Origin of the sequence: Pseudomonas sp. 313, assembly GCF_000316965.1 — a bacterium.
In the GTDB taxonomy this organism is placed as follows: domain Bacteria; phylum Pseudomonadota; class Gammaproteobacteria; order Pseudomonadales; family Pseudomonadaceae; genus Chryseomonas; species Chryseomonas benzopyrenica.
Genome location: NZ_ANBZ01000029.1, coordinates 1 through 20,403 on the forward strand (window position 1 = coordinate 1; position 20,403 = coordinate 20,403).

Below are 20,403 nucleotides of genomic sequence, written 5' to 3' on the forward strand. Positions count from 1 at the left end.
AGGCCTGACGCCGAGGCAATAGCCGTTGGGCTTCGCTACGCTCAACCCAACCTACCGCTGAACGCCTACGCAGACAGCTCCCACTCCCGTCGGGGAGCGGGTTGGGGTGAGGGCGTCCCGCTTGGCGGTATGATCAACTGCCTGATCGTGGCCCCGTGCCCGGCAATACCTCATCTACCCAGGAAAACCCATGACCGTCCACGGCTATCACGACCTGAGATTCGAATCCGTCCGCGAAGCCTTCGCCGAGTTGCTGGCCGCCGGCCAGACCCGCGGGGCGGCGCTGTGCGTCCAGGTCGGTGGTGAAACCGTGCTGGATCTCTGGGGCGGGATGGCCGACAAGGACGGCCAGACGCCGTGGCACACCGATACCCTGCTCAATCTGTTCTCCTGCACCAAGGCCTTCACCACGGTGGCGGCGTTGCAGTTGGTGGAGGAGGGCAAGCTGGCCCTCGATGCCCCGGTCGCCGAACGCTGGCCGGCATTCGCTGCGGCCGGCAAGGCCGACATCACTCTGCGCCAGTTGCTTAGTCATCGCTCCGGCGTCTCCGCCTTGCGCGAACGCCTGGCGGGTGACGCCCTGTACGACTGGGACACCATGACCGCCGCGGTCGCCGCCGAGGCACCCTGGTGGACGCCCGGCACCGCCCATGGCTATGCCCCTATCACCTTTGGCTGGCTGCTGGGTGAACTGATCCGTCGCGCCGACGGCCGTGGTCCGGGCGAGGCCATCGTGGCCCGGACCGCCAGGCGCCTGGATCTGGATTTCCACATCGGTCTGCCGGCGAGCGAAGACGCGCGCGTCGCCCATATCGTACGCGGCAAGGGGGTGCTGGGTGATGCCGCCGCGCAGCGCCTGCTCAAGACCACCATGAGCGATCCGGGCGCCTTGCCGACCCTGGCCTTTGGCAATCCATCCGGCGTGCTCACCAGCACCAACAAGGCGGAGTGGCGCCGCTTCCATCAGCCGGCCGCCAACGGCCACGGCCATGCACGCAGCCTGGCCGGCTTCTATGCCGGCCTGCTGGCTGGCGATCTGCTGGAATGGGAGACCTTGAGCGAGGCTTTGGTGGAGCACAGTCAGGGCGAAGACCGTACGCTCTTGACGCCGACCCGCTTCGGCCTAGGCTTCATGCTCGATCAACCGGACCAGGCCAACGCCACCTATGGCCTCGGGCCTCAGGCCTTCGGCCATCCGGGGGCGGGCGGCTCGACCGGCTTCGCCGATCCGGAGCGCGAGGTGGCCTTCGGCTTCGTCACCAACACCCTGGGACCCTATGTATTGATGGATCCGCGCGCCCAGGCCCTGGCACGCGCGGTAGGGGAGTGTCTTTGAGGCGCTGGGCTAGCGGGCGATGGCCGTCTCGATGTCCTTGAATTCGATCACCCGGACATAGGGCGCGATCTCGCCGCTGATAGAGAAGTGCGCGCCGATCACCGTGACCTCCACGCCTTCGTTTTCCACCAGGTATTGCACCACCTCGTGGAAATCGCCGTCGCCCGCCACCAGGTAGAGCTTCTTCCAGCCGCGCTTGGCATGGGAGCGCATCAGGTTGAAGGCCAGGCCGACATCGACGCCTTTCTGGCTCTTGGTGGTGTACTGCTCGCCCGTCACCGGATGCAGGATCGGCCCTCCGCCCGCCGAGGTAGGCCATTCGTGGGCCTTGCTCTGCAGCCAGTAGAGCTTGACCCTCAGGCCTGCACCCTTGGGCGGCGCCGAGCTGAGAAACTTGTTGAAGTTGGTCTGGGCGACGGTGGGCGGGTCGCTATCGCAGTTGAAGTAGTAGGCGTCGCCTATGGGTTCGCCCGCATCCTCTTCGATGAAGAGCCGTAGTTTGAGATAGTCGAATTTGGCGCCGTATACCGAGCCGTTCCAGGCGCTCAGGGCGTAGGCACCGTCGACAAACCAGGCGACGCCCGTTCGAGTTGTAGTTGCCATCGTATTGCTGGGACCAGGTCTTTTACCGTTGATGGGCGCACACCCGCACGCGGGATGCGCGGCGTCTATTGTGGGCTTAATTCCCGGTTTTCGCTGCAGCTAACGAGCGGCATCTTCCGATACCGCGAGCTAGAGCGGCTGCGGACGGGGGAGCGGACGGGGGAGCGGCCTTTGGATCGCCGTTTGCGTCGTGCCAGGTCGCCAGCGCCCGCATGATCGCCTAGCCATCGCGGGTGACAACTGGCATAGGTGAGGTCACGTCACAGTGGCTTCCCGCCCATCGTTGGCGTGGGCTGCATCGACGATCAGCGCCGGCTGCAGCAGCCGGATTCGTGGTGCCACATGGTAGGCCCCGTCGTCGTTATGCCTCAGGTAGAGACGCTGGCAGCCCAGGCACCGCCATAGCGTGCTCTGGTTGTAGGGATGGAAGCGCGGAGCGATGGGGGCGGCATTCGACCAGTAGTGGGTGCCTGCCGGATGATACTCCTCGAGGATCGCCTCCTCAGGCGCGTGGCGCCCCAGGGTGCCGATCTGCGCAAAGTCCGTTTCCCGGTAGCCCACCGGCCAGGCGGTCCATCCCGAAAGATCCCGCTGCTGGCAGCGGCACGCCTGCGTGATGGCGTCGGACCTGGCGGCCAGGTCCTTGAGCGTCGCGACATCGACGAAGCCTTCCATGATCAAGCCTCCTGCTGGCCTGGTGCCTTTGCTGGAAACGGATGCGGGCTCACGGCTGACCCCTTTTGTCGCTTCGGGCCCTCGGAGAACCATCGAGTGGGGTACGCAGGACCGAGCGGATTTTCCCCTTGTCTTGAGCAAGGACACGCCACTGGTCGGCATACACGCAAATTTCGTGACTCCACCGCTTTGCCCGGCGTAGGTTTGCGGCCACAATCTCGAAACTACTTTAAGTTCACTCATGCCGCCGGCTCTGGCCGGGGCATTGATTCACTCTGTCCTCCGGCTCGCCGATGGGAAACTTTGCATGAAGCTGATCAAATCCACCACCCTCATTCTCTGCATGGGCGTATCCGCCTGCAGTTCCTTCCAGGGCACTGGAGACCAGGCCACCGCGCCTGCCAAGCCGGGCACTGCTCAAGCCAGCACCGCCGCCAACGGCGGACACTGGTGGTGGCCGTTCGGCGGTAGCGACAAGGCTGCCGAACCGGTCAAGCCGGTGGCCAAGGCCGCCGAGCCAAAGGCCGACACCAAGGTCGTGGCGAAGGCACCGGCGGCCAAGCCGGAGCAGGCCGCTGTGGCGGGTGAGAAGGGCGGTCACTGGTGGTGGCCCTTCGGTAGCGAAGACGTCAAGCCCGTCGCCAAGGCGGAAGCGCTCAAGCCGGTACCGGTCAAGGTCAGCAAGGCCTGGCTGGACGAGCACGAGCAGAAGCTGCGCGTGGCCGTGGCCGGCAGCAACGTCAAGGTCGAACGTCGCGATGATGCGCTGGTGCTGGTGGCGCCGGTCGATAGCTCCTTCAACCCGGATCGCGCCGAGATGCTGCTGCCGGTGATGCTCGGCCCGCTGTCGCGCTCGGCCAAGTCGGTGAGCGTGGACGAAGACAGCGCCGTCATCGTGCTTGGTTTCAGCGACAGCACCGGTGCCGCGGCGCTCAACGACAAGATCAGCCTGCAGCGCGCCCAGGCCGTGGCGGCCATCTTCCGTCTCAGCGGCTACAGCGGCAATCGCCTGATCGTGCGTGGTCTGGCCGCCGCCCACCCGCGTGCCGACAACACCACCGCCGCTGGCCGTGCCGTCAATCGCCGGGTCGAGGTGCTGATCCAGCCGCGCGCGACCGTGCTGGCCAGTCTGCAGTCCTTGGCGGCGCGCTAGCTACAAAGCTTGTCCTGAAGCAGGCGAGCCAGGCGGGGCTTGGTTAAGCTAGGTCGATACCGACCTAGCAGGAGACTTCCATGTCACCGTCCCTCGCCGATATGCGTCGCGACTATACCCGCGACGGCCTGACCGAAGCCCAGGCACCCGCGGATCCCTATGCCCTGTTCGGGCAGTGGTTCGAAGAGGCGGTACGCACCGAGCAGCCGCCCGTCGAAGCCAACGCCTGCTGGCTGGCTACCGTCGATGACGAGGGGCAGCCCCATTGCCGCGTGCTGTTGCTCAAGGGCGTCGATCCCCAGGGCTTCGTCTTCTACACCAACTACGACAGCGCCAAGGGCCAGCAAATGGCCAGGCAGCCGCGCGCGGCCATGACCTTCTTCTGGCCGGCGCTGGAACGCCAGGTGCGCATCGAAGGCCTGGTGGAGCAGGTGTCGGCCGAGGAGTCCGACGCCTACTACCGGGTCCGCCCACTGGGCAGTCGCCTGGGGGCCTGGGCCTCGCCGCAGAGCCAGGTCATCGCCGACCGTCACGAACTGGAGCAGCGTCTGGCCTCGGTGCAACAGCGCTTCGCCGACGGCGAGCCGAGCCGACCGCCGTTCTGGGGTGGCTATCGCCTGAGGCCCCAGCGCATCGAATTCTGGCAGGGCCGCTCCAGTCGCCTCCATGATCGGCTGGACTACCAGCGCCTTGACGGTGAGTGGCAGCGCCAGCGCCTGGCGCCTTAAGGCGTTCGCAAGGTACCCGGGTTACAGTCACCGGAAACCTCCCTGGATGCCCTGGGTCAAGGATAATAGCGATCTGCGCCTGCATCCTTGTGGGTGCGGCCAGTGTCTTTCAACTGCCCTTGGAGTTGCCCCATGAACAGAGTCCTTCAGCTCGCCGCCTCCCTGACCGCCGTCGCCCTGCTGGCCGGCTGCGCCTCGGATCAGTCCGGCGATGTCTATTCGCGTGACGAGGCCCGGCAGGTGCAGACGGTCCGTACCGGTACCATCACCGCCCTGCGTCCGGTCACCATCGAGGGCACCAAGTCGCCCATCGGGGCCGGGGCTGGTGCCGTGGTCGGTGGTATTGGCGGGAGTGCCATCGGCGGTGGCCGTGGCAGTTTCGTGACCGCCATCATCGGTGCGGTGGCGGGCGGCCTGCTGGGCTCGGCCACCGAAGAGGGCTTTACCAAGGCCAACGGCGTCGAGATCACCGTGAAGGAAGATGACGGCGGCTCGCGTGCCTATGTGCAGGCGGTCAACAAGGGTGAGATCTTCCGCGTCGGCGAGCGGGTGCGCATCCTGACCGTCAACGGCACCAGCCGCGTCGCGCCCAACTGATTTCTCGGGCGTACCGGAAGGTACGTCCTTGCCCTTCCAGAGCGGGTGTCCGAATCGCTAGACTGCGGGTCGGACGCCCGTTTGCGTTTTCGCCCGTAAATAGTTGTCGCCTGGGCGCAATGCCGCGTCTGGAGGTCGTCCTACAATCCCCCTCAGTCACCGCCGTGATCGGCAGGAGAAATCCCGATGTCCGCTTCTCAACCCAACGTGCAACGCGCCGCCTTCGATGAGGTGATGGTCCCGACCTACGCCCCTGCCGCGTTCATTCCGGTGCGAGGAGAGGGCTCCCGCGTCTGGGACCAGGCCGATCGCGAGTACGTGGATTTCGCCGGCGGCATCGCCGTCAGCGCCCTGGGCCATGGCCATCCGGCGCTGATCAACGCCCTGACCGAGCAGGCCGGCAAGCTCTGGCACGTCTCCAACATCTACACCAACGAACCCGCCCTGCGTCTGGCGCGCAAGCTGGTGGATCACACCTTCGCCGACCGGGTGTTCTTCGCCAACTCCGGCGCCGAAGCCAACGAGGCGGCCTGCAAGCTGGCCCGGCGCTATGGCCATGACGTCAGCGGCGGCAGCCGCTACGAGATCGTCGCCGCCACCAACAGCTTCCACGGCCGTACCCTGTTCACCGTCAGCGTCGGTGGCCAGCCCAAGTATTCCGATGGTTTCGGTCCCAAGATCGAAGGCATCCGCCATGTGCCCTTCAACGACCTGGCCGCTCTCGAAGCCGTGGTGTCGGACAAGACCTGCGCCGTCATCCTCGAACCCATCCAGGGCGAGGGCGGCGTACTGCCGGCCGACCAGGCCTACCTCGAAGGCGCCCGCCGCCTGTGCGACGCCCAGGGCGCGCTGCTGATCTTCGACGAGGTGCAGAGCGGCGTCGGTCGTAGCGGTCATCTCTATGCCTACCAGCACTATGGCGTGGTGCCGGACATCCTCACCACCGCCAAGAGCATCGGCGGTGGCTTCCCGCTGGCGGCCATGCTGACCACCGACAAGGTCGCCCAGCATTTCAGCGCGGGCGTGCATGGCAGCACCTACGGCGGCAATCCGCTGGGCTGCGCCGTCGGCGCCGCGCTGCTGGACATCGTCGCCACACCGGAAACCCTGGCTGGCGTAGCCGCTCGCCATCAGCGCTTTGTCGCCGGCCTGGAGCAGCTCAACGCCCGCTATAGCCTATTCGAGCAGGTTCGCGGCCTGGGTCTGCTGATCGGCGCCGTGCTCAACGACAGCTGGAAGGGGCGTGCCAAGGACATCGTCACCGCCGCCAACGAGGAAGGCCTGATGATCCTCCAGGCCGGCCCGGACGTGCTGCGCATGGCGCCAAGCCTGATCATCCCCGAGGCGGACATCGACGAAGGCCTGGCCCGCCTGGATCGCGCCCTGGCGCGCCTCACCCAAGGCTAATCTCCGGACGCGGGACGCGTACCGCTGGCATCCAGGGATGGATCCGTACACAAGGAGTTCTCATGCTGGTAATGCGCCCTGCGCGCGCGGCGGATCTGCCCCTGGTCCAGCGGCTCGCCGCGGATAGCCCGGTTGGCGTCACCTCGCTGCCCGACAACCCCGAACGGTTGCGCGACAAGATCCGCACCTCGGAGTCGTCGCTGGCGGCCGAGGTGGGCTTTCATGGCGAGGAGAGCTATTTCTTCGTGCTCGAAGACACCACCAGCGGCGAGCTGCTGGGCTGTTCGGCCATCGTCGCCTCGGCGGGCTTCTCCGAACCCTTCTACAGCTTTCGCAACGAGACCTTCATCCATGCCTCGCGCGAGCTGAAGATCCACAACAAGGTGCATGTGCTGTCGCTCTGCCATGACCTGACCGGCAACAGCGTGCTGAGCAGCTTCTACGTCCAGCGCCCGCTGCTCGACACCCCCCACGCCGAACTCAACTCCCGTGCCCGGCTGCTGTTCATGGCCGCCCACCCGGCGCGTTTCGCCGAGACGGTGGTGGTGGAGATCGTCGGCCTGGCGGACGATGACGGCGAATCGCCGTTCTGGAACGGGGTAGGGCGCAACTTCTTCGACATGGACTACGCCGCCGCGGAGCGCCTGTCGGGGCAGAGGAGCCGCACCTTTCTCGCCGAGTTGATGCCGACCTATCCGCTCTATGTGCCCCTGCTGCCCGACAGCGCCCAGGAAGCCATGGGCCAGGTGCACCCGCGCGCGCAGATCACCTTCGACATCCTCAGTCGCGAAGGCTTCGAGACCGACAACTACATCGACATCTTCGATGGCGGCCCGACCCTGCACGCCCGCACCACGGCCATCCGCTCCATCGCCGAGAGCCGCCTGGCGCCGGTGAGAGAAGGTACTCCGGCCGGCGATGAGGCACCCTGGTTCCTGGTCGCCAATGACGGCCTGGAAAACTTCCGGGCGCTGGCCACGCCGCTGCGCTGGACGCCTGGCGAAGCCGTCGTCCTTTCCCCCGAGCAGATCGCCACCCTGGAGATCGCCGAAGGCGACCGGGTTCGTCTGGTAGCGCTGTAGCCGATTCTAGCGTCTTTGGAGGTCCGATGATCGTCCGTCCCGTCACCCGTGCCGATGTGCCCGCGCTGCTGCAACTGGCGCAGGCGGCCGGCGCCGGCCTCACCACCCTGCCGGCCAGCGAAGAACGCCTGGCGCAGCGGGTGGAAAATGCCGAGCGCAGTTTCCTGCAGCAGGTTGAAGCCGCCGATGCGGACTATCTCTTCGCCCTCGAAGAGGACGGCGAAGTCATCGGCATCGCCGGGATCGCCGCCGCCCTGGGGTTGCGCGAGCCCTGGTACAACTACCGGGTCGGCCTGACGGTGAGCGCCTCGCGCGAACTGGACATCCACCGGCAGATTCCCACGCTGTTCCTGGCCAACGACATGACCGGCAGCTCCGAACTCTGCTCGTTGTTCTTGCGCGCGGATCGGCGTGGTGGCGCGGCTGGGCGCCTGCTGTCCAAGTCGCGCTTCCTGTTCATCGCCGAATTCCGCGAGTTGTTCGCCGAGCGCCTCATCGCCGAGTTGCGCGGCATGTCCGACGACCAGGGCCAATCGCCGTTCTGGGAGGGCCTCGGGCGGCACTTCTTCAAGATGGAATTCTCCCAGGCCGACTATCTCACCGGCATCGGCAACCGCGGCTTCATCGCCGAGCTGATGCCGCGCTTTCCGCTCTACACCTGCTTTCTGTCTCCAGAGGCGCGCCAGGTGATTGGCAAGGTACATCCGGACACCGAAGCCGCCCGCCGCCTGCTGGAGGCCGAAGGCTTCAACTACCAGGGCTATGTCGACATCTTCGATGCCGGCCCGACCCTGGAGGCGGAAACCGCCAAGGTGCGCGCGATCCGCGACAGCCAGCGCCTGGTGCTGGCGGTGGGCACGCCTGGCGATGACGCCGAGGTGTATCTGATCCACAACCGCAAGTGCCAGGACTGCCGCATCACCAGCGCCCGCGCGCGCCTGGCTGCCGGCACCCTGGTGGTCGACTTGGCCACCGCCCGCGAGTTGCGCCTGATGGCCGGCGCCCAGGTGCGCGCCGTGCGCCTGATGCCCTGAGGAGAGTCCATGGATAGCCTGTACATAGCTGGCCAGTGGCGCCCCGGTAGGGGCGAGGTGTTCAGCTCGCTCGATCCGTACGACGGTATCTCGCTCTGGCAGGGCGCCGCTGCGGATGCCGGCGATGTCGACCAGGCGATCGTCGCGGCGCGCCAGGCCTTTCCCGCCTGGGAAAGACGCGGCCAGGCCGCGCGCCTGGAGATCCTGCAGGCCTTCGCCCAGGTGCTGCAGCAACGCCGCCCGGCGCTGACCCATGCCCTGGCCGAGGAAACCGGCAAGCCGCTGTGGGAAGCTGATACCGAGATCGGCAGCATGATCGCCAAGGTGGCCATCTCCGCCCAGGCGGAAGCCGCGCGTAACGGCGAACGTGCGGCGACGGTAGCCGATGCCCGCAGCGTGACGCGCCATCGTCCCCATGGCGTCCTGGCGATCTTTGGCCCCTACAACTTTCCCGGCCATCTGCCCAATGGGCATATCGTGCCGGCGCTGCTGGCCGGCAATACGCTGGTGTTCAAGCCTAGCGAGCTGACGCCGCGCTTCGCTGCCCTGACCCTGGAGTGCTGGATCGCCGCCGGGCTGCCAGCGGGCGTGCTCAATTTGATTCAAGGAGGGCGTGCCACGGGTGAGGCCCTGGCCGCGCATCCCGGTCTGGACGGTATCCTCTTCACCGGTTCCAGCGCCACGGGCGCGGCCCTGCACCGCCTCAATGCGGACCGTCCGCAGCGGCTGCTGGCACTGGAGATGGGCGGCAACAATCCGCTGGTGGTAGCGCCGGTGGCCGATCTGGACGCCGCCGTGGTGACCATCGTTCAGTCGGCCTTCCTTTCCGCCGGGCAGCGCTGTACCTGTGCCCGTCGCCTGCTTGTGCCCCAGGGTGACTGGGGCGATGCGCTGCTGGCGCGTCTGGCAAGCGTCAGCGCGGGTCTCAGTACCGGCCGCTTCGACGCCGATCCGGCGCCTTTCATGGGCACCGTCATCTCTCTCGCCGCTGCCCAGACCCTGCTGCGGACCCAGGCTCAGCGCCTGGCACAGGGTGGCCGCGCGCTGCTGGAGATGCGTCAGCCGGATGCGACGCGCGCGCTCCTTACCCCGGGCATCCTCGATGCCTCGGGGATCTCTGAATTGCCCGACGAGGAAGTCTTCGGTCCGCTGCTGCAGGTCCAGCGCTATACGGACTTCGACCATGCGCTGGCGCTGGCCAATGCCACCCGCTTCGGTCTGGCGGCCGGGTTGCTGGCCGACGATCCAGCCACCTACGAACGGTTCTGGCAGGGCGTGCGCGCTGGCATCGTTAACTGGAATCGTCCGCTTACCGGTGCGGCCAGCGCGGCGCCCTTCGGCGGCGTCGGCGCCTCCGGCAATCATCGTCCCAGCGCCTACTACGCCGCGGACTACTGCGCCTTCCCGGTCGCCTCGCTGGAGAGCGACGCCCTGAGCCTGCCTGCCCAATTGCCCCCAGGATTACACCTATGAGTCACCTCGCTCTCGCTGCGCGGGAGGTCAATTTCGACGGCCTGGTCGGTCCGACCCACAACTATGCGGGCCTGTCCTATGGCAACGTGGCCTCCCAGGCCAGCAAGCAGCAGTGTTCGAATCCGCGCGAGGCGGCACGTCAGGGCCTGGCCAAGATGCAGGCGCTGATGGAGCTGGGCTTCGAGCAGGGGGTCCTCGCGCCCCACGAGCGGCCCGACATCGCCTCGCTGCGCCGCCTGGGCTTCGCCGGCAGCGATGCCCAGGTGCTGGAAAGCGCCGCGCGCGAAGCCTTGCCGCTGCTGCTGTCCGCCAGCTCCGCTTCGGCCATGTGGACCGCCAACGCCGCCACCGTCAGCCCCAGCGCCGACACCCATGATGGCCGGGTGCATTTCACCCCGGCCAACCTGGCCTGCAAATTTCACCGCAGCCTCGAACCGACCACCACGGCGCGCATCCTCCAGGCGATGTTTCGCGATCCTGCGCATTTCCAGCACCATGCGCCGCTGCCCTCGGTGGCCCAGTTCGGCGACGAGGGCGCGGCCAACCACACCCGCTTCAGCCACGACCACGGCGCCCCGGGCGTGGAGTTCTTCGTCTTTGGCCGTAGCGCCTTCGATCCGCGCTATCCCGAGCCCCATCGCTATCCAGCTCGCCAGACTCTGGAAGCCTCCCAGGCCATCGCCCGGCTGCACGGGCTGAGCGAGGAGGGCGTGGTGTTCGCCCAGCAGAATCCGGCGGTGGTGGACCAGGGCGTCTTCCACAACGACGTCATCTCGGTGGGCAACGCCCAGGTGCTGTTCCATCACGAAGACGCCTTTCTTGACAGCGACCGCGTGCTGGACGAACTGCAAGGCAAGCTCGCCAGGCGCGGCGGCCAGCTGCAGCGCCTCTGCGTGCGCCGCAGTGAGATCAGCGTCGGCGACGCCGTGCGTTCCTACCTGTTCAACAGCCAGTTGCTGGATCGGCCGGGGCAGGGCGCGCTGCTGGTGGTACCCGACGAGTGCCGGCAGAATCCGGCGGTGTGGGATTACCTGCAGGCCCAGGTCAATAGCGCGGGGCCCCTGGGCGAGGTCAAGGTGTTCGATCTCAAGCAAAGCATGCAGAACGGCGGTGGCCCCGCCTGCCTCCGGCTACGGGTGGCCCTCAAGCGCGACGAGCTGGCGGCGGTGAATCCAGGGGTGCGCTTCACGCCGACGCTGCACACCCAACTACTCGACTGGGTGGACCGCCACTACCGCGACCGCCTGGCACCCGCGGATCTCGCCGATCCTCAGCTGCTGGGCGAGGTCCGTACCGCCCTCGACGAGCTGACCCAGTTGCTGGGCCTCGGCTCGGTCTATCCCTTTCAATTGACCTGACGTCCGGAGTTCCCATGAGCAACCGTCTCGATCTCATCCTCGAACCTACCGCCGACGAGCAGCAGACGCTGCAAGTCCAGCGCCTGGCCATCCGCCTGGCCGGCCGCGACCTCTGGCTGGAAGCCGACGGCAGCGGCGGTCTCAACATCTTCGCCGACTCCCAGGACGACGAAGAACAGACCCCGGTCCTGGTGCTGCGGCCCCAGGCCCTCAATGCCCTGGGGCTGTCCATCGCCCTGGAAACCTTCGCCGACGAAGGCGATGAGAATCATGTGCATGACGCCGATTGCGGTTGCGGCCACGATCATTGAGTATCTAGCTCCGACACGTCGCTCAGCGGAGTAGAGCATGGCTGCATCTGAACGTTATCGGTTGGCGCTTGGCCGCCTGCTGGACCTGACCCTGGCCGGCCGCGAGCCGACCGAGAAGATTCAACTGACTGCCGACGGCACCCGTCTCCACTGGCTGACCGAAGGCGTGCTGGAAGTCACTCCGCCGGTGGCGCGCGACAACCACCTGGACCTGCTGCTCTCGGCGGGTATCCATGGCAACGAGACGGCGCCCATGGAGCTGCTCGACGAGTTGCTCGGCGGCATCGCCAGCGGAGCCCTGCGTCCTGCCTGCCGAATGCTGTTCATGTTCGGCAATCCCGATGCCATGCGCCGCGGCACCCGCTATGTCGAGCAGGATCTGAATCGCTTGTTCAACGGTCGCCATGCCCAGGCCGAAGGCTCCGAGGCCCAACGTGCCAACGATCTGGAGCGCCTGTCCGCGCAGTTCTTCAGCAAGCCTGATCGGGCCCGACTGCACTACGACCTGCACACCGCGCTGCGCGCCTCGGCGCTGCCGCGCTTCGCCCTCTATCCCTGGAGTGCCGGGCGCGAGCATTCGGAAGCCGAGTTGCAGCGCCTGGAAGCCGCCGGCATCGAAGCCGTGCTGCTCTATGACAAACCCGGTATCACCTTCAGCGCCTACACCTACGCCGAATGCCAGGCCGAAGCCCTGACCCTGGAGCTGGGCCAGGCCCGTCCCTTCGGCGAGAACAGCGAACTCGACCTGAGCCGCCTGCGGCTGCTGCTCGAAGCCCTGATCGAAGGCCGTGAAGCCGAACTGCCGCCGCCGGATTCCTCGCTGCTGAGATTCCGGGTCGCGCGCCAGGTGTACAAGTCCAGTCCGCGCTTCCAGCTGCACCTGGCCGACGACGTGGCCAACTTCTCGCCGCTGCGCCAGGGTTCGCTGCTGGCCGAGGACGGCAGCGAGCGCTGGATCGTCGACGAGGCCGAGGCACGCATCATCTTCCCCAACCCCAAGGTCGCCGTCGGCCTGCGGGCCGGGCTCATCGTGGTCCCGGCATAAGGAGCGACCTGCATGATCGATCTGCGCAGCGATACCGTCACCCAGCCCACGCCGGCCATGCGCCAGGCGATGCTGGACGCCGAACTCGGCGATGACGTCTATGGCGAAGACCCGACCGTCACCCGGCTGGAGCAGCGTCTGGCGGGCGATCTCGGCCTGGAGGCCGGACTCTTCGTGCCCAGCGGCACCATGAGCAATCTGCTCGGCCTGCTGGCGCACTGCGAGCGGGGCGACGAATACCTCGTCGGCCAGCAGGCGCACACCTACAAGTACGAAGGCGGGGGCGCCGCGGTGCTCGGCTCCATCCAGCCGCAGCCCATCGAGATGGCCGCCGACGGCAGCCTGGACCTCGACCTGGTGCGCAGCTACATCAAGGCCGATGACTTCCACTTCGCCCGCACGCGATTGCTGGCGCTGGAAAACACCATGCATGGCAAGGTCCTGCCGCTGGCCTATCTGGCGGCGGCACGCGCCTTTACCCGGGAGCACGGTTTGGCCCTGCACCTGGACGGCGCGCGGCTGTACAACGCTGCGGTCAAGCTGGGCGTACCGGTGCGCGAGATCAGCCAGCATTTCGATTCGGTGTCGATCTGCCTGTCCAAGGGCCTCGGTGCGCCGGTGGGTTCGGTGCTCTGCGGCGATGCCACCCTGATCGCCAAGGCGCGTCGCTGGCGCAAGGTGGTCGGTGGCGGTATGCGCCAGGCCGGCATGCTTGCTGCGGCGGGGCTGCATGCCCTCGATCACCAGGTCGAGCGTCTGGCCGAAGACCACGCCCATGCCGCCCAGCTCGGCACTGCCCTGGCCGAACTCGGCTACCAGGTGGAGCCGGTGCAGACCAATATGGTCTACCTCGCCATGGGTAACGAAGCACCCGCCCTGCAGGCCTTCCTCGCCGAGCGCGGCATTCGTATCAGTCCGGCTCCACGCCTGCGGCTGGTCACCCATCTGGACGTCAGCGCCGCCGATATCGAGGCGGCCGTCGCCGCTTTCGCCGCCTACCGCCGCCGCTAAGTCTTCCGACGACGTTTTTCCTGCGCAACCGGGGCGACACCGGGGCGCAGGCGTCGATATACTCCCAGACATGCGTGTCCGTTTTCCGCACGTGCCGCGTCTGCGGCGCCCGCTCCGTTCGTCTCGTCTGCGATCCAGTCGGATGCCCGTCACGCGCGTCGAAAAGCCCATTGTCTGGAATGAATATGAAAAGCGCCGAAATCCGTGAAGCCTTCCTCCGCTTCTTCGAAGAGAAGGGGCACACCCGGGTCGCCTCCAGTTCGCTGATCCCCGCGAACGATCCGACCCTGCTGTTCACCAACGCCGGTATGAACCAGTTCAAGGACTGCTTCCTCGGCATGGAAAAGCGCAGCTACACCCGCGCCGCCACCAGCCAGAAGTGCGTGCGCGCGGGCGGCAAGCACAACGACCTGGAGAACGTCGGCTACACGGCGCGTCACCACACCTTCTTCGAGATGCTGGGCAACTTCAGCTTCGGCGACTACTTCAAGCGCGACGCCATCACCTTCGCCTGGGAATTCCTCACCTCGCCGCAGTGGCTGGGTCTGCCCCGGGAAAAGCTCTGGGTCACCGTCTACGCCACTGATGACGAGGCCTACGACATCTGGACCAAGGAAGTCGGGGTGCCCGCGGCGCAGATGGTGCGCATCGGCGACAACAAGGGCGCGCCCTATGCGTCGGACAACTTCTGGACCATGGGCGACACCGGTCCCTGTGGCCCCTGCACCGAGATCTTCTTCGACCATGGCCCCGAGATCTGGGGCGGCCCGCCCGGTTCGCCGGAAGAAGACGGTGATCGCTACATCGAGATCTGGAACAACGTCTTCATGCAGTTCAATCGCACCGCCGACGGCGTCCTGCATCCGCTGCCGGCGCCCAGCGTCGACACCGGCATGGGCCTGGAGCGAGTAAGCGCTGTGCTGCAGCACGTGCATTCGAACTACGAGATCGACCTGTTCCAGAATCTGCTGGCGGCTTCGGCCGAGGCCATCGGCTGCGCCAACGACGAGGCCCCGTCGCTCAAGGTGGTGGCCGACCACATCCGTTCCTGCAGCTTCCTCATCGCCGACGGCGTGCTGCCGTCCAATGAAGGCCGCGGCTACGTGCTGCGTCGCATCATTCGCCGCGCCTGCCGCCACGGCAACAAGCTGGGCGCCAAGGGCACCTTCTTCCACAGGATCGTCGCCGCCCTGGTGGCCGAGATGGGTCAGGCCTATCCCGAGCTGGTCCAGCAGCAGGCGCACATCGAGCGCGTGCTGCGCACCGAGGAAGAACAGTTCGCCAAGACCCTGGAGCAGGGCCTGAAGATCCTCGAACAGGATCTGGCGCAGCTTCAGGGCGACACCATCCCCGGTGACGTGGTGTTCAAGCTCTATGACACCTACGGCTTCCCGGTCGACCTGACCAACGACATCGCCCGCGAGCGCAACCTGAACCTCGACGAGGCCGGCTTCGAACGCGAGATGGAGGCCCAGCGCGAGCGGGCCCGTTCCGCGAGCGCCTTTGGCGTGGACTACAACAGCCTGGTCAAGGTCGAGGGCGAAACCCGTTTTCTCGGCTACGACACCACCAGCGCCTCGGGCATCATCGTCGCCCTCTACCGTGCCGGTCAGCCGGTCGATAGCCTGGCCGAAGGCGAAGAGGGCGTGGTCATCCTCGACCAGACACCGTTCTACGGTGAATCCGGTGGCCAGGTCGGCGATACCGGTTTCCTGGAAAGCGCCGGCGTTGGCTTTGCCGTGCGCGACACCACCAAGACCCAGGGCGCCTTCCTGCACCATGGCGTGGTGACCAAGGGCAGCCTCAACGTCGGCACCGCGCTCATGGCCCAGGTGGATGCCGGTCGCCGCCAGGGTATCGCCCTGAACCACTCCGGTACCCACCTGCTGCACGCCGCGCTGCGCCAGGTGCTGGGCGACCATGTCCACCAGAAGGGCTCCCTGGTCAACGACCAGCGCCTGAGATTCGACTTCAGCCACTTCGAGGCCATCAGGCCCGAGGAGCTCAAGCGCATCGAGACCATCGTCAACGAAGAGATCCGCAAGAACAGCGCGGTGACCACCGAGGTCATGGCCATCGACGAGGCCAAGGCCCGTGGCGCCATGGCGCTGTTCGGCGAGAAGTACGGCGACGTGGTACGCGTGGTCGGCATGGGCGGTGAATTCTCCGTCGAGCTGTGCGGCGGTACCCACGTCGCCCAGACCGGCGACATCGGCCTGCTCAAGCTGGTCAGCGAAGGTGGCGTGGCCTCCGGCGTACGCCGCGTGGAAGCCATCACCGGCACCGCGGCCCTGGCCTACCTCAACGGCGCCGAGGAGCAACTGCGCGAAGCCGCCAGCCTGCTCAAGGGCAGTCGCGACAACGTGCTGGACAAGCTGGCCGCGCTGGTCGAGCGCAATCGCCAGCTGGAGAAGGAAATCGAGCAGCTCAAGGCCAAGGCCGCCAGTGCCTCGGCCGGTGACCTGGTGGACCAGGCGCAGGATGTTAAGGGCGCCAAGGTGCTCACCGCGCGTCTCGACGGCCTCGACGGCAAGGCGCTGCTGGCGCTGGTCGACCAGCTCAAGAACAAGCTGGGCAGCGGCATGATCCTGCTCGGTGGCGAAGCCGACGGCAAGGTGGTGCTGGTGGCCGGCGTCACCGCCGACCTGACCGCCAAGCTCAAGGCCGGCGAGCTGATGAAGCGCGCCGCGGCCGTGGTCGGGGGCAAGGGCGGTGGTCGTCCTGACATGGCCCAGGGCGGCGGCACCGATGCCAGCCAGCTCGCAGCGGCCCTGGCCTGTGCCGGCCAGTACGCCGAGGAAAGCCTCTAAGAGCGCTGCGGGTCGCCGGGGAGGGCGGCCCGCTTCCTCCCTCAACAACATGAATCAGATTTTTCTGCGGACGGGCAGCAAGCAATGGCATTGATCGTACAGAAATTCGGCGGTACCTCGGTGGGTACGGTGGAGCGTATCGAGCAGGTCGCCGACAAGGTGAAACGCTTCCACGAAGCGGGCGACCAGATCGTCGTGGTGGTGTCGGCCATGAGTGGCGAGACCAATCGCCTCATCGGCCTCGCCAAGCAGATCATGGAGCAACCCGATCCGCGCGAGCTGGATGTCATGGTCTCCACCGGCGAGCAGGTCACCATCGGCCTGCTGACCATGGCGCTGCTCAAGCGCGGCGTCCAGGCGGTCTCCTACACGGGCAGCCAGGTGCGCATCCTCACCGACAGCGCCCACACCAAGGCACGTATCCAGCAGATCGACGATGCCCGCATCCGCGCCGACCTCAAGGCACGCAAGGTCGTGGTCGTGGCCGGCTTCCAGGGCGTCGACGAGCAGGGCAACATCACCACCCTGGGCCGTGGTGGCTCCGACACCACGGGCGTGGCCCTGGCGGCCGCGCTGAAGGCCGACGAATGCCAGATCTACACCGACGTCGACGGCGTCTACACCACCGATCCGCGCGTGGTGCCCCAGGCCCAGCGGCTGGACAAGATCACCTTCGAGGAAATGCTGGAAATGGCCAGCCTCGGCTCCAAGGTGCTGCAGATCCGCTCGGTGGAATTCGCCGGCAAATACAACGTGCCGCTGCGCGTGCTGCACAGCTTTCAGGAGGGTCCGGGCACCCTCATTACCCTTGATGAAGAGGAATCCATGGAACAGCCGATCATCTCCGGCATCGCCTTCAACCGTGACGAAGCCAAGCTGACCATTCGCGGTGTGCCGGATACCCCCGGCGTGGCCTTCAAGATCCTCGGCCCGATCAGCGCGGCCAACATCGAAGTCGACATGATCGTGCAGAACGTCGCGCACGATAACACCACCGACTTCACCTTTACCGTGCACCGTAACGACTACCAGGCGGCCCTGGAGATCCTCAAGCGCACCGGTGTCGAGATCGGTGCCCGTGAGTCCGTGGGCGACAGCAAGATCGCCAAGGTCTCCATCGTCGGCGTCGGCATGAGATCCCACGCCGGCGTGGCCAGCCAGATGTTCGAAGCCCTGGCCAAGGAGAGCATCAACATCCAGATGATCTCCACCTCCGAGATCAAGGTGTCGGTGGTCATCGAGGAGAAATACCTCGAGCTGGCCGTTCGCGCGCTGCACACCGCTTTCGAGCTCGACGCCCCCGCACGCGGCGCCGAGTGACCCGCCAAGCGAGGTCCCTGCCACAGGGGCCTCATCTATCGCGGCTCTTGCGGAACTTTACTTGCATGGACAGAGGTCAATAGCGACTAGAGGGTCCATTCAGGGATCGTTTCGGTTCATACGTGCAGACTGAGTTAAAGCTTAAGGAGAATGGAATGCTTATTTTGACTCGTCGGGTTGGTGAGACCCTGATGGTGGGTGACGAAGTCACCGTGACGGTACTGGGAGTCAAGGGCAACCAGGTCCGCATTGGCGTCAATGCACCCAAGGAAGTCGCGGTTCATCGCGAGGAAATCTACCAGCGCATCCAGAAGGAAAAGGACCAAGAACCAAACCACTGATTTTTTTTGAATTTTTCTCTTTGCAAACGGGCAAACCTTCGATATAGTTTCGCCCCGTTGCGGTGAGGTGGCCGAGTGGCCGAAGGCGCTCCCCTGCTAAGGGAGTACACCTCAAAAGGGTGTCGAGGGTTCGAATCCCTCCCTCACCGCCATTTGCTTCAAACTGGCTCCGCTGTACTGACCAAATGGTAAGTACCTGATAAACAAGCAAATTTGCTTGACACATCAGAAACGGAAGCTAGAATACGCAGCTTCAACGCACTCGTAGCTCAGCTGGATAGAGTACTCGGCTACGAACCGAGCGGTCGGAGGTTCGAATCCTCCCGAGTGCGCCAAATCGACGAAGCTTCTGGCTTCAGCAGTACCAGCGGTGTTCTGGCTAAACTCACCGAAACGCACTCGTAGCTCAGCTGGATAGAGTACTCGGCTACGAACCGAGCGGTCGGAGGTTCGAATCCTCCCGAGTGCGCCAAACATGAAGAAGGGCCTGCAGCGATGCAGGCCCTTTTTTATTGTCCGCGGATTCATGCCAGTATCCGCGACCGATGACCTGGCCAGGATCCCGTTCGGCCTGGCCTTCCGTCTTTCGACCTTGCCCGCGAGAGGGTCTCATCATGCAGTGGGACAGACCGACGCCCCATCTCCTGCCGCTGCGCATCGGTGCCGAGCACATCGACGGCCTGGGCCATGCCAACAATGCCGTCTACGTCAGCTGGCTCGAACAGTGCGCCTGGCAGCATTCGGCGGCCCTGGGCCTGGACCTGGCCACCTTCCAGCGCCTGGATCGCGCCATGGCCGTGGTGCGCCACGAGATCGACTACCTCAGCAGCGGTTACCAGGACGATGAGCTGGTGCTCGGCACCTGGCTGGTGGACTGGGATCGCCGTCTGCGCATGACCCGGCAATTCCAGCTGCAGCGTCCCGCCGATGGCGTGACCCTGCTGCGCGCCCGGACGACCTTCGTCTGCATCGAGCTGTCTTCCGGCAAGCCCAAGCGTATGCCGCCTGAGTTCCTGGCCGGTTACGGTCAGGCGCTGCCCGGCGAGGACGTCTGACCATGGAGATCGCCCTGGCGCCCATGGAGGGACTCGTCGACGACATCCTGCGCGAGTTGCTGACCGAAGTCGGTGGACTCGACTGGTGCGTGAGCGAATTCATCCGTGTCTGCGATCGCCTGCTGCCGGCGGCGGCCTTCGCCAAGCTGGCGCCGGAGCTGGGGCAGGGTGCGCGTACGCCATCGGGCACCCCCATGCGGGTGCAACTGCTGGGCTCGGATCCGGCCTGCCTGGCCGACAATGCGGCCTTCGCCTGCACCCTGGGCGCACCGGTGATCGACCTCAACTTCGGCTGCCCGGCCAAGACCGTCAACAAGTCCCGCGGCGGCGCGGTGCTGCTCAAGGAGCCGGAACTGCTCAACCGGATCGTCGAGAACGTGCGTCAGGCCGTTCCGGCGCACATTCCGGTCACCGCCAAGATGCGCCTGGGCTATGACAGTCCGAACAGCGCCCTGGCCTGCGCCGAGGCCCTGGCGGAAGGCGGTGCGGCGCAACTGGTGGTCCATGCACGAACCAAGGTCGAGGGCTATCGGCCGCCGGCGCACTGGGAGTGGGTGGCGCGGGTGGCCGACCGGGTGTCCGTACCGGTGCTGGCCAATGGCGAGATCTGGACTCTGGATGATTACTGGCGCTGCCGCAGTGTCAGCGGTCAGGCCTCGGTCATGCTGGGCCGCGGCCTGGTCTCGCGACCGGATCTGGCGCTGCAGATCGCCGCTGCCGTACGCGGCGAGGAGACGGCTGTGCAAAGCTGGGCCGAGATCCTGCCGCGAGTGCAGCGCTTCTGGGTCATGGCGCAGCGCAAGCTGGCGCCGCGCTACGCCCCAGGGCGCCTCAAACAGTGGCTGGGCATGCTGACGCGCAGCTATCCCGAGGCGGCGGCTCTGTTCGCCCAGGTGCGGCGTGAATCCGACTGCGCTCTGATCGACCGCCTGCTCGGCATGGCCGGGCAAAACCCGGGCAATCTTGATCTCGATCAAGAACGCCGGCTGCAACTCGTCTAGTCTGCAGCGAGTGGTGACGACGGAGCGTCGTCGCTCGAGCACGCAAGGCACTTCAGGCGACCC

The 20,403-nt window shown here is 66.1% G+C and carries 19 protein-coding genes and 3 tRNA genes; 20 read left to right on the plus strand and 2 right to left on the minus strand.

Annotated features, from left to right (window positions below; genetic code table 11):
• Positions 1 to 190 precede the first annotated feature (190 nt).
• A complete protein-coding gene (locus C722_RS0106265; protein ID WP_017639688.1) occupies positions 191 to 1,336 on the plus strand; it encodes an EstA family serine hydrolase in 1,146 nt (381 codons plus the stop codon).
• Between the two features lie 9 nt (positions 1,337 to 1,345).
• On the opposite strand, the gene C722_RS0106270 is transcribed toward C722_RS0106265, so the two are convergent.
• On the minus strand, positions 1,346 to 1,939 hold the full coding sequence (locus tag C722_RS0106270; RefSeq protein WP_017639689.1) for an NYN domain-containing protein: 594 nt from the start codon (positions 1,937 to 1,939) through the stop codon (positions 1,346 to 1,348).
• A 255-nt stretch (positions 1,940 to 2,194) separates the two neighbouring features.
• The gene (locus C722_RS24665) at positions 2,195 to 2,614 is read right to left on the minus strand and encodes a hypothetical protein (RefSeq protein ID WP_017639690.1); all 420 of its coding nucleotides are present in this window, start codon (positions 2,612 to 2,614) and stop codon (positions 2,195 to 2,197) included.
• A gap of 307 nt (positions 2,615 to 2,921) precedes the next feature.
• Here C722_RS24665 and C722_RS0106280 point away from each other — a divergent pair, with 307 nt between their 5' ends.
• The 19 genes from C722_RS0106280 to C722_RS0106370 all read left to right on the plus strand — a co-directional run bounded on the left by C722_RS0106280 (position 2,922) and on the right by C722_RS0106370 (position 20,340).
• Entirely contained in the window at positions 2,922 to 3,767 is an 846-nt protein-coding gene (locus C722_RS0106280) for an OmpA family protein (RefSeq protein WP_017639691.1), read from the plus strand.
• An 80-nt stretch (positions 3,768 to 3,847) separates the two neighbouring features.
• A complete protein-coding gene (pdxH, locus tag C722_RS0106285; protein ID WP_026083687.1) occupies positions 3,848 to 4,495 on the plus strand; it encodes a pyridoxamine 5'-phosphate oxidase in 648 nt (215 codons plus the stop codon).
• 132 nt (positions 4,496 to 4,627) lie between these two features.
• The gene (locus C722_RS0106290; protein ID WP_017639693.1) at positions 4,628 to 5,092 is read left to right on the plus strand and encodes a glycine zipper 2TM domain-containing protein; all 465 of its coding nucleotides are present in this window, start codon (positions 4,628 to 4,630) and stop codon (positions 5,090 to 5,092) included.
• A 186-nt stretch (positions 5,093 to 5,278) separates the two neighbouring features.
• Positions 5,279 to 6,499: an aspartate aminotransferase family protein gene (locus tag C722_RS0106295; RefSeq protein WP_017639694.1), complete on the plus strand. Its 1,221-nt coding sequence runs from the start codon at positions 5,279 to 5,281 to the stop codon at positions 6,497 to 6,499.
• A 62-nt stretch (positions 6,500 to 6,561) separates the two neighbouring features.
• A complete protein-coding gene (aruF, locus tag C722_RS0106300; RefSeq protein WP_017639695.1) occupies positions 6,562 to 7,581 on the plus strand; it encodes an arginine/ornithine succinyltransferase subunit alpha in 1,020 nt (339 codons plus the stop codon).
• Positions 7,582 to 7,607: 26 nt separating this feature from the next.
• Positions 7,608 to 8,615 carry an arginine N-succinyltransferase gene (gene astA, locus C722_RS0106305; RefSeq protein ID WP_017639696.1) on the plus strand — a complete coding sequence of 336 codons (1,008 nt, stop codon included), beginning with the start codon at positions 7,608 to 7,610 and terminating at the stop codon, positions 8,613 to 8,615.
• Positions 8,616 to 8,624: 9 nt separating this feature from the next.
• Positions 8,625 to 10,088 carry a succinylglutamate-semialdehyde dehydrogenase gene (gene astD, locus C722_RS0106310; protein ID WP_017639697.1) on the plus strand — a complete coding sequence of 488 codons (1,464 nt, stop codon included), beginning with the start codon at positions 8,625 to 8,627 and terminating at the stop codon, positions 10,086 to 10,088.
• Positions 10,085 to 11,446: an N-succinylarginine dihydrolase gene (gene astB, locus C722_RS0106315; RefSeq protein ID WP_017639698.1), complete on the plus strand. Its 1,362-nt coding sequence runs from the start codon at positions 10,085 to 10,087 to the stop codon at positions 11,444 to 11,446. Before astD ends, astB begins: the two co-directional genes overlap by 4 nt.
• Before the next feature lie 14 nt (positions 11,447 to 11,460).
• On the plus strand, positions 11,461 to 11,757 hold the full coding sequence (locus C722_RS0106320) for a hypothetical protein (protein WP_017639699.1): 297 nt from the start codon (positions 11,461 to 11,463) through the stop codon (positions 11,755 to 11,757).
• Positions 11,758 to 11,794: 37 nt separating this feature from the next.
• Positions 11,795 to 12,802: a succinylglutamate desuccinylase gene (gene astE / locus C722_RS0106325; RefSeq protein WP_037063295.1), complete on the plus strand. Its 1,008-nt coding sequence runs from the start codon at positions 11,795 to 11,797 to the stop codon at positions 12,800 to 12,802.
• Positions 12,803 to 12,814: 12 nt separating this feature from the next.
• Positions 12,815 to 13,813, plus strand: coding sequence for a low-specificity L-threonine aldolase (gene ltaE, locus C722_RS0106330; protein ID WP_017639701.1), 999 nt, complete (start codon positions 12,815 to 12,817; stop codon positions 13,811 to 13,813).
• 185 nt (positions 13,814 to 13,998) lie between these two features.
• Positions 13,999 to 16,623: an alanine--tRNA ligase gene (alaS, locus tag C722_RS0106335; protein WP_017639702.1), complete on the plus strand. Its 2,625-nt coding sequence runs from the start codon at positions 13,999 to 14,001 to the stop codon at positions 16,621 to 16,623.
• A gap of 84 nt (positions 16,624 to 16,707) precedes the next feature.
• Positions 16,708 to 17,943, plus strand: coding sequence for an aspartate kinase (locus C722_RS0106340; RefSeq protein WP_017639703.1), 1,236 nt, complete (start codon positions 16,708 to 16,710; stop codon positions 17,941 to 17,943).
• A gap of 155 nt (positions 17,944 to 18,098) precedes the next feature.
• Positions 18,099 to 18,284: a carbon storage regulator CsrA gene (gene csrA / locus C722_RS0106345; RefSeq protein ID WP_007159101.1), complete on the plus strand. Its 186-nt coding sequence runs from the start codon at positions 18,099 to 18,101 to the stop codon at positions 18,282 to 18,284.
• Positions 18,285 to 18,345: 61 nt separating this feature from the next.
• Positions 18,346 to 18,436: transfer RNA gene (locus tag C722_RS0106350), tRNA-Ser, on the plus strand.
• Positions 18,437 to 18,542: 106 nt separating this feature from the next.
• Positions 18,543 to 18,619, plus strand: a tRNA-Arg gene (locus C722_RS0106355).
• A 60-nt stretch (positions 18,620 to 18,679) separates the two neighbouring features.
• Positions 18,680 to 18,756, plus strand: a tRNA-Arg gene (locus C722_RS0106360).
• A 142-nt stretch (positions 18,757 to 18,898) separates the two neighbouring features.
• Positions 18,899 to 19,339, plus strand: a complete 441-nt coding sequence (locus C722_RS0106365) for a thioesterase family protein (protein WP_017639704.1) — start codon at positions 18,899 to 18,901, stop codon at positions 19,337 to 19,339.
• Positions 19,340 to 19,341: 2 nt separating this feature from the next.
• A complete protein-coding gene (locus C722_RS0106370; RefSeq protein WP_017639705.1) occupies positions 19,342 to 20,340 on the plus strand; it encodes a tRNA-dihydrouridine synthase in 999 nt (332 codons plus the stop codon).
• Positions 20,341 to 20,403 lie beyond the last annotated feature (63 nt).

Coding starts and splice junctions, on each gene's coding strand:
- C722_RS0106340 (WP_017639703.1), top strand. CDS start 16,708: ATGGCATTGATCGTACAGAAATTCGGCGGTACCTCGGTGGGTACGGTG.
- C722_RS0106290 (WP_017639693.1), top strand. CDS start 4,628: ATGAACAGAGTCCTTCAGCTCGCCGCCTCCCTGACCGCCGTCGCCCTG.
- ltaE (WP_017639701.1), top strand. CDS start 12,815: ATGATCGATCTGCGCAGCGATACCGTCACCCAGCCCACGCCGGCCATG.
- C722_RS0106265 (WP_017639688.1), top strand. CDS start 191: ATGACCGTCCACGGCTATCACGACCTGAGATTCGAATCCGTCCGCGAA.
- C722_RS0106280 (WP_017639691.1), top strand. CDS start 2,922: ATGAAGCTGATCAAATCCACCACCCTCATTCTCTGCATGGGCGTATCC.
- C722_RS24665 (WP_017639690.1), bottom strand. CDS start 2,614: ATGGAAGGCTTCGTCGATGTCGCGACGCTCAAGGACCTGGCCGCCAGG.
- C722_RS0106295 (WP_017639694.1), top strand. CDS start 5,279: ATGTCCGCTTCTCAACCCAACGTGCAACGCGCCGCCTTCGATGAGGTG.
- C722_RS0106365 (WP_017639704.1), top strand. CDS start 18,899: ATGCAGTGGGACAGACCGACGCCCCATCTCCTGCCGCTGCGCATCGGT.
- astB (WP_017639698.1), top strand. CDS start 10,085: ATGAGTCACCTCGCTCTCGCTGCGCGGGAGGTCAATTTCGACGGCCTG.
- aruF (WP_017639695.1), top strand. CDS start 6,562: ATGCTGGTAATGCGCCCTGCGCGCGCGGCGGATCTGCCCCTGGTCCAG.
- csrA (WP_007159101.1), top strand. CDS start 18,099: ATGCTTATTTTGACTCGTCGGGTTGGTGAGACCCTGATGGTGGGTGAC.
- astE (WP_037063295.1), top strand. CDS start 11,795: ATGGCTGCATCTGAACGTTATCGGTTGGCGCTTGGCCGCCTGCTGGAC.
- astA (WP_017639696.1), top strand. CDS start 7,608: ATGATCGTCCGTCCCGTCACCCGTGCCGATGTGCCCGCGCTGCTGCAA.
- pdxH (WP_026083687.1), top strand. CDS start 3,848: ATGTCACCGTCCCTCGCCGATATGCGTCGCGACTATACCCGCGACGGC.
- C722_RS0106370 (WP_017639705.1), top strand. CDS start 19,342: ATGGAGATCGCCCTGGCGCCCATGGAGGGACTCGTCGACGACATCCTG.
- astD (WP_017639697.1), top strand. CDS start 8,625: ATGGATAGCCTGTACATAGCTGGCCAGTGGCGCCCCGGTAGGGGCGAG.
- alaS (WP_017639702.1), top strand. CDS start 13,999: ATGAAAAGCGCCGAAATCCGTGAAGCCTTCCTCCGCTTCTTCGAAGAG.
- C722_RS0106270 (WP_017639689.1), bottom strand. CDS start 1,939: ATGGCAACTACAACTCGAACGGGCGTCGCCTGGTTTGTCGACGGTGCC.
- C722_RS0106320 (WP_017639699.1), top strand. CDS start 11,461: ATGAGCAACCGTCTCGATCTCATCCTCGAACCTACCGCCGACGAGCAG.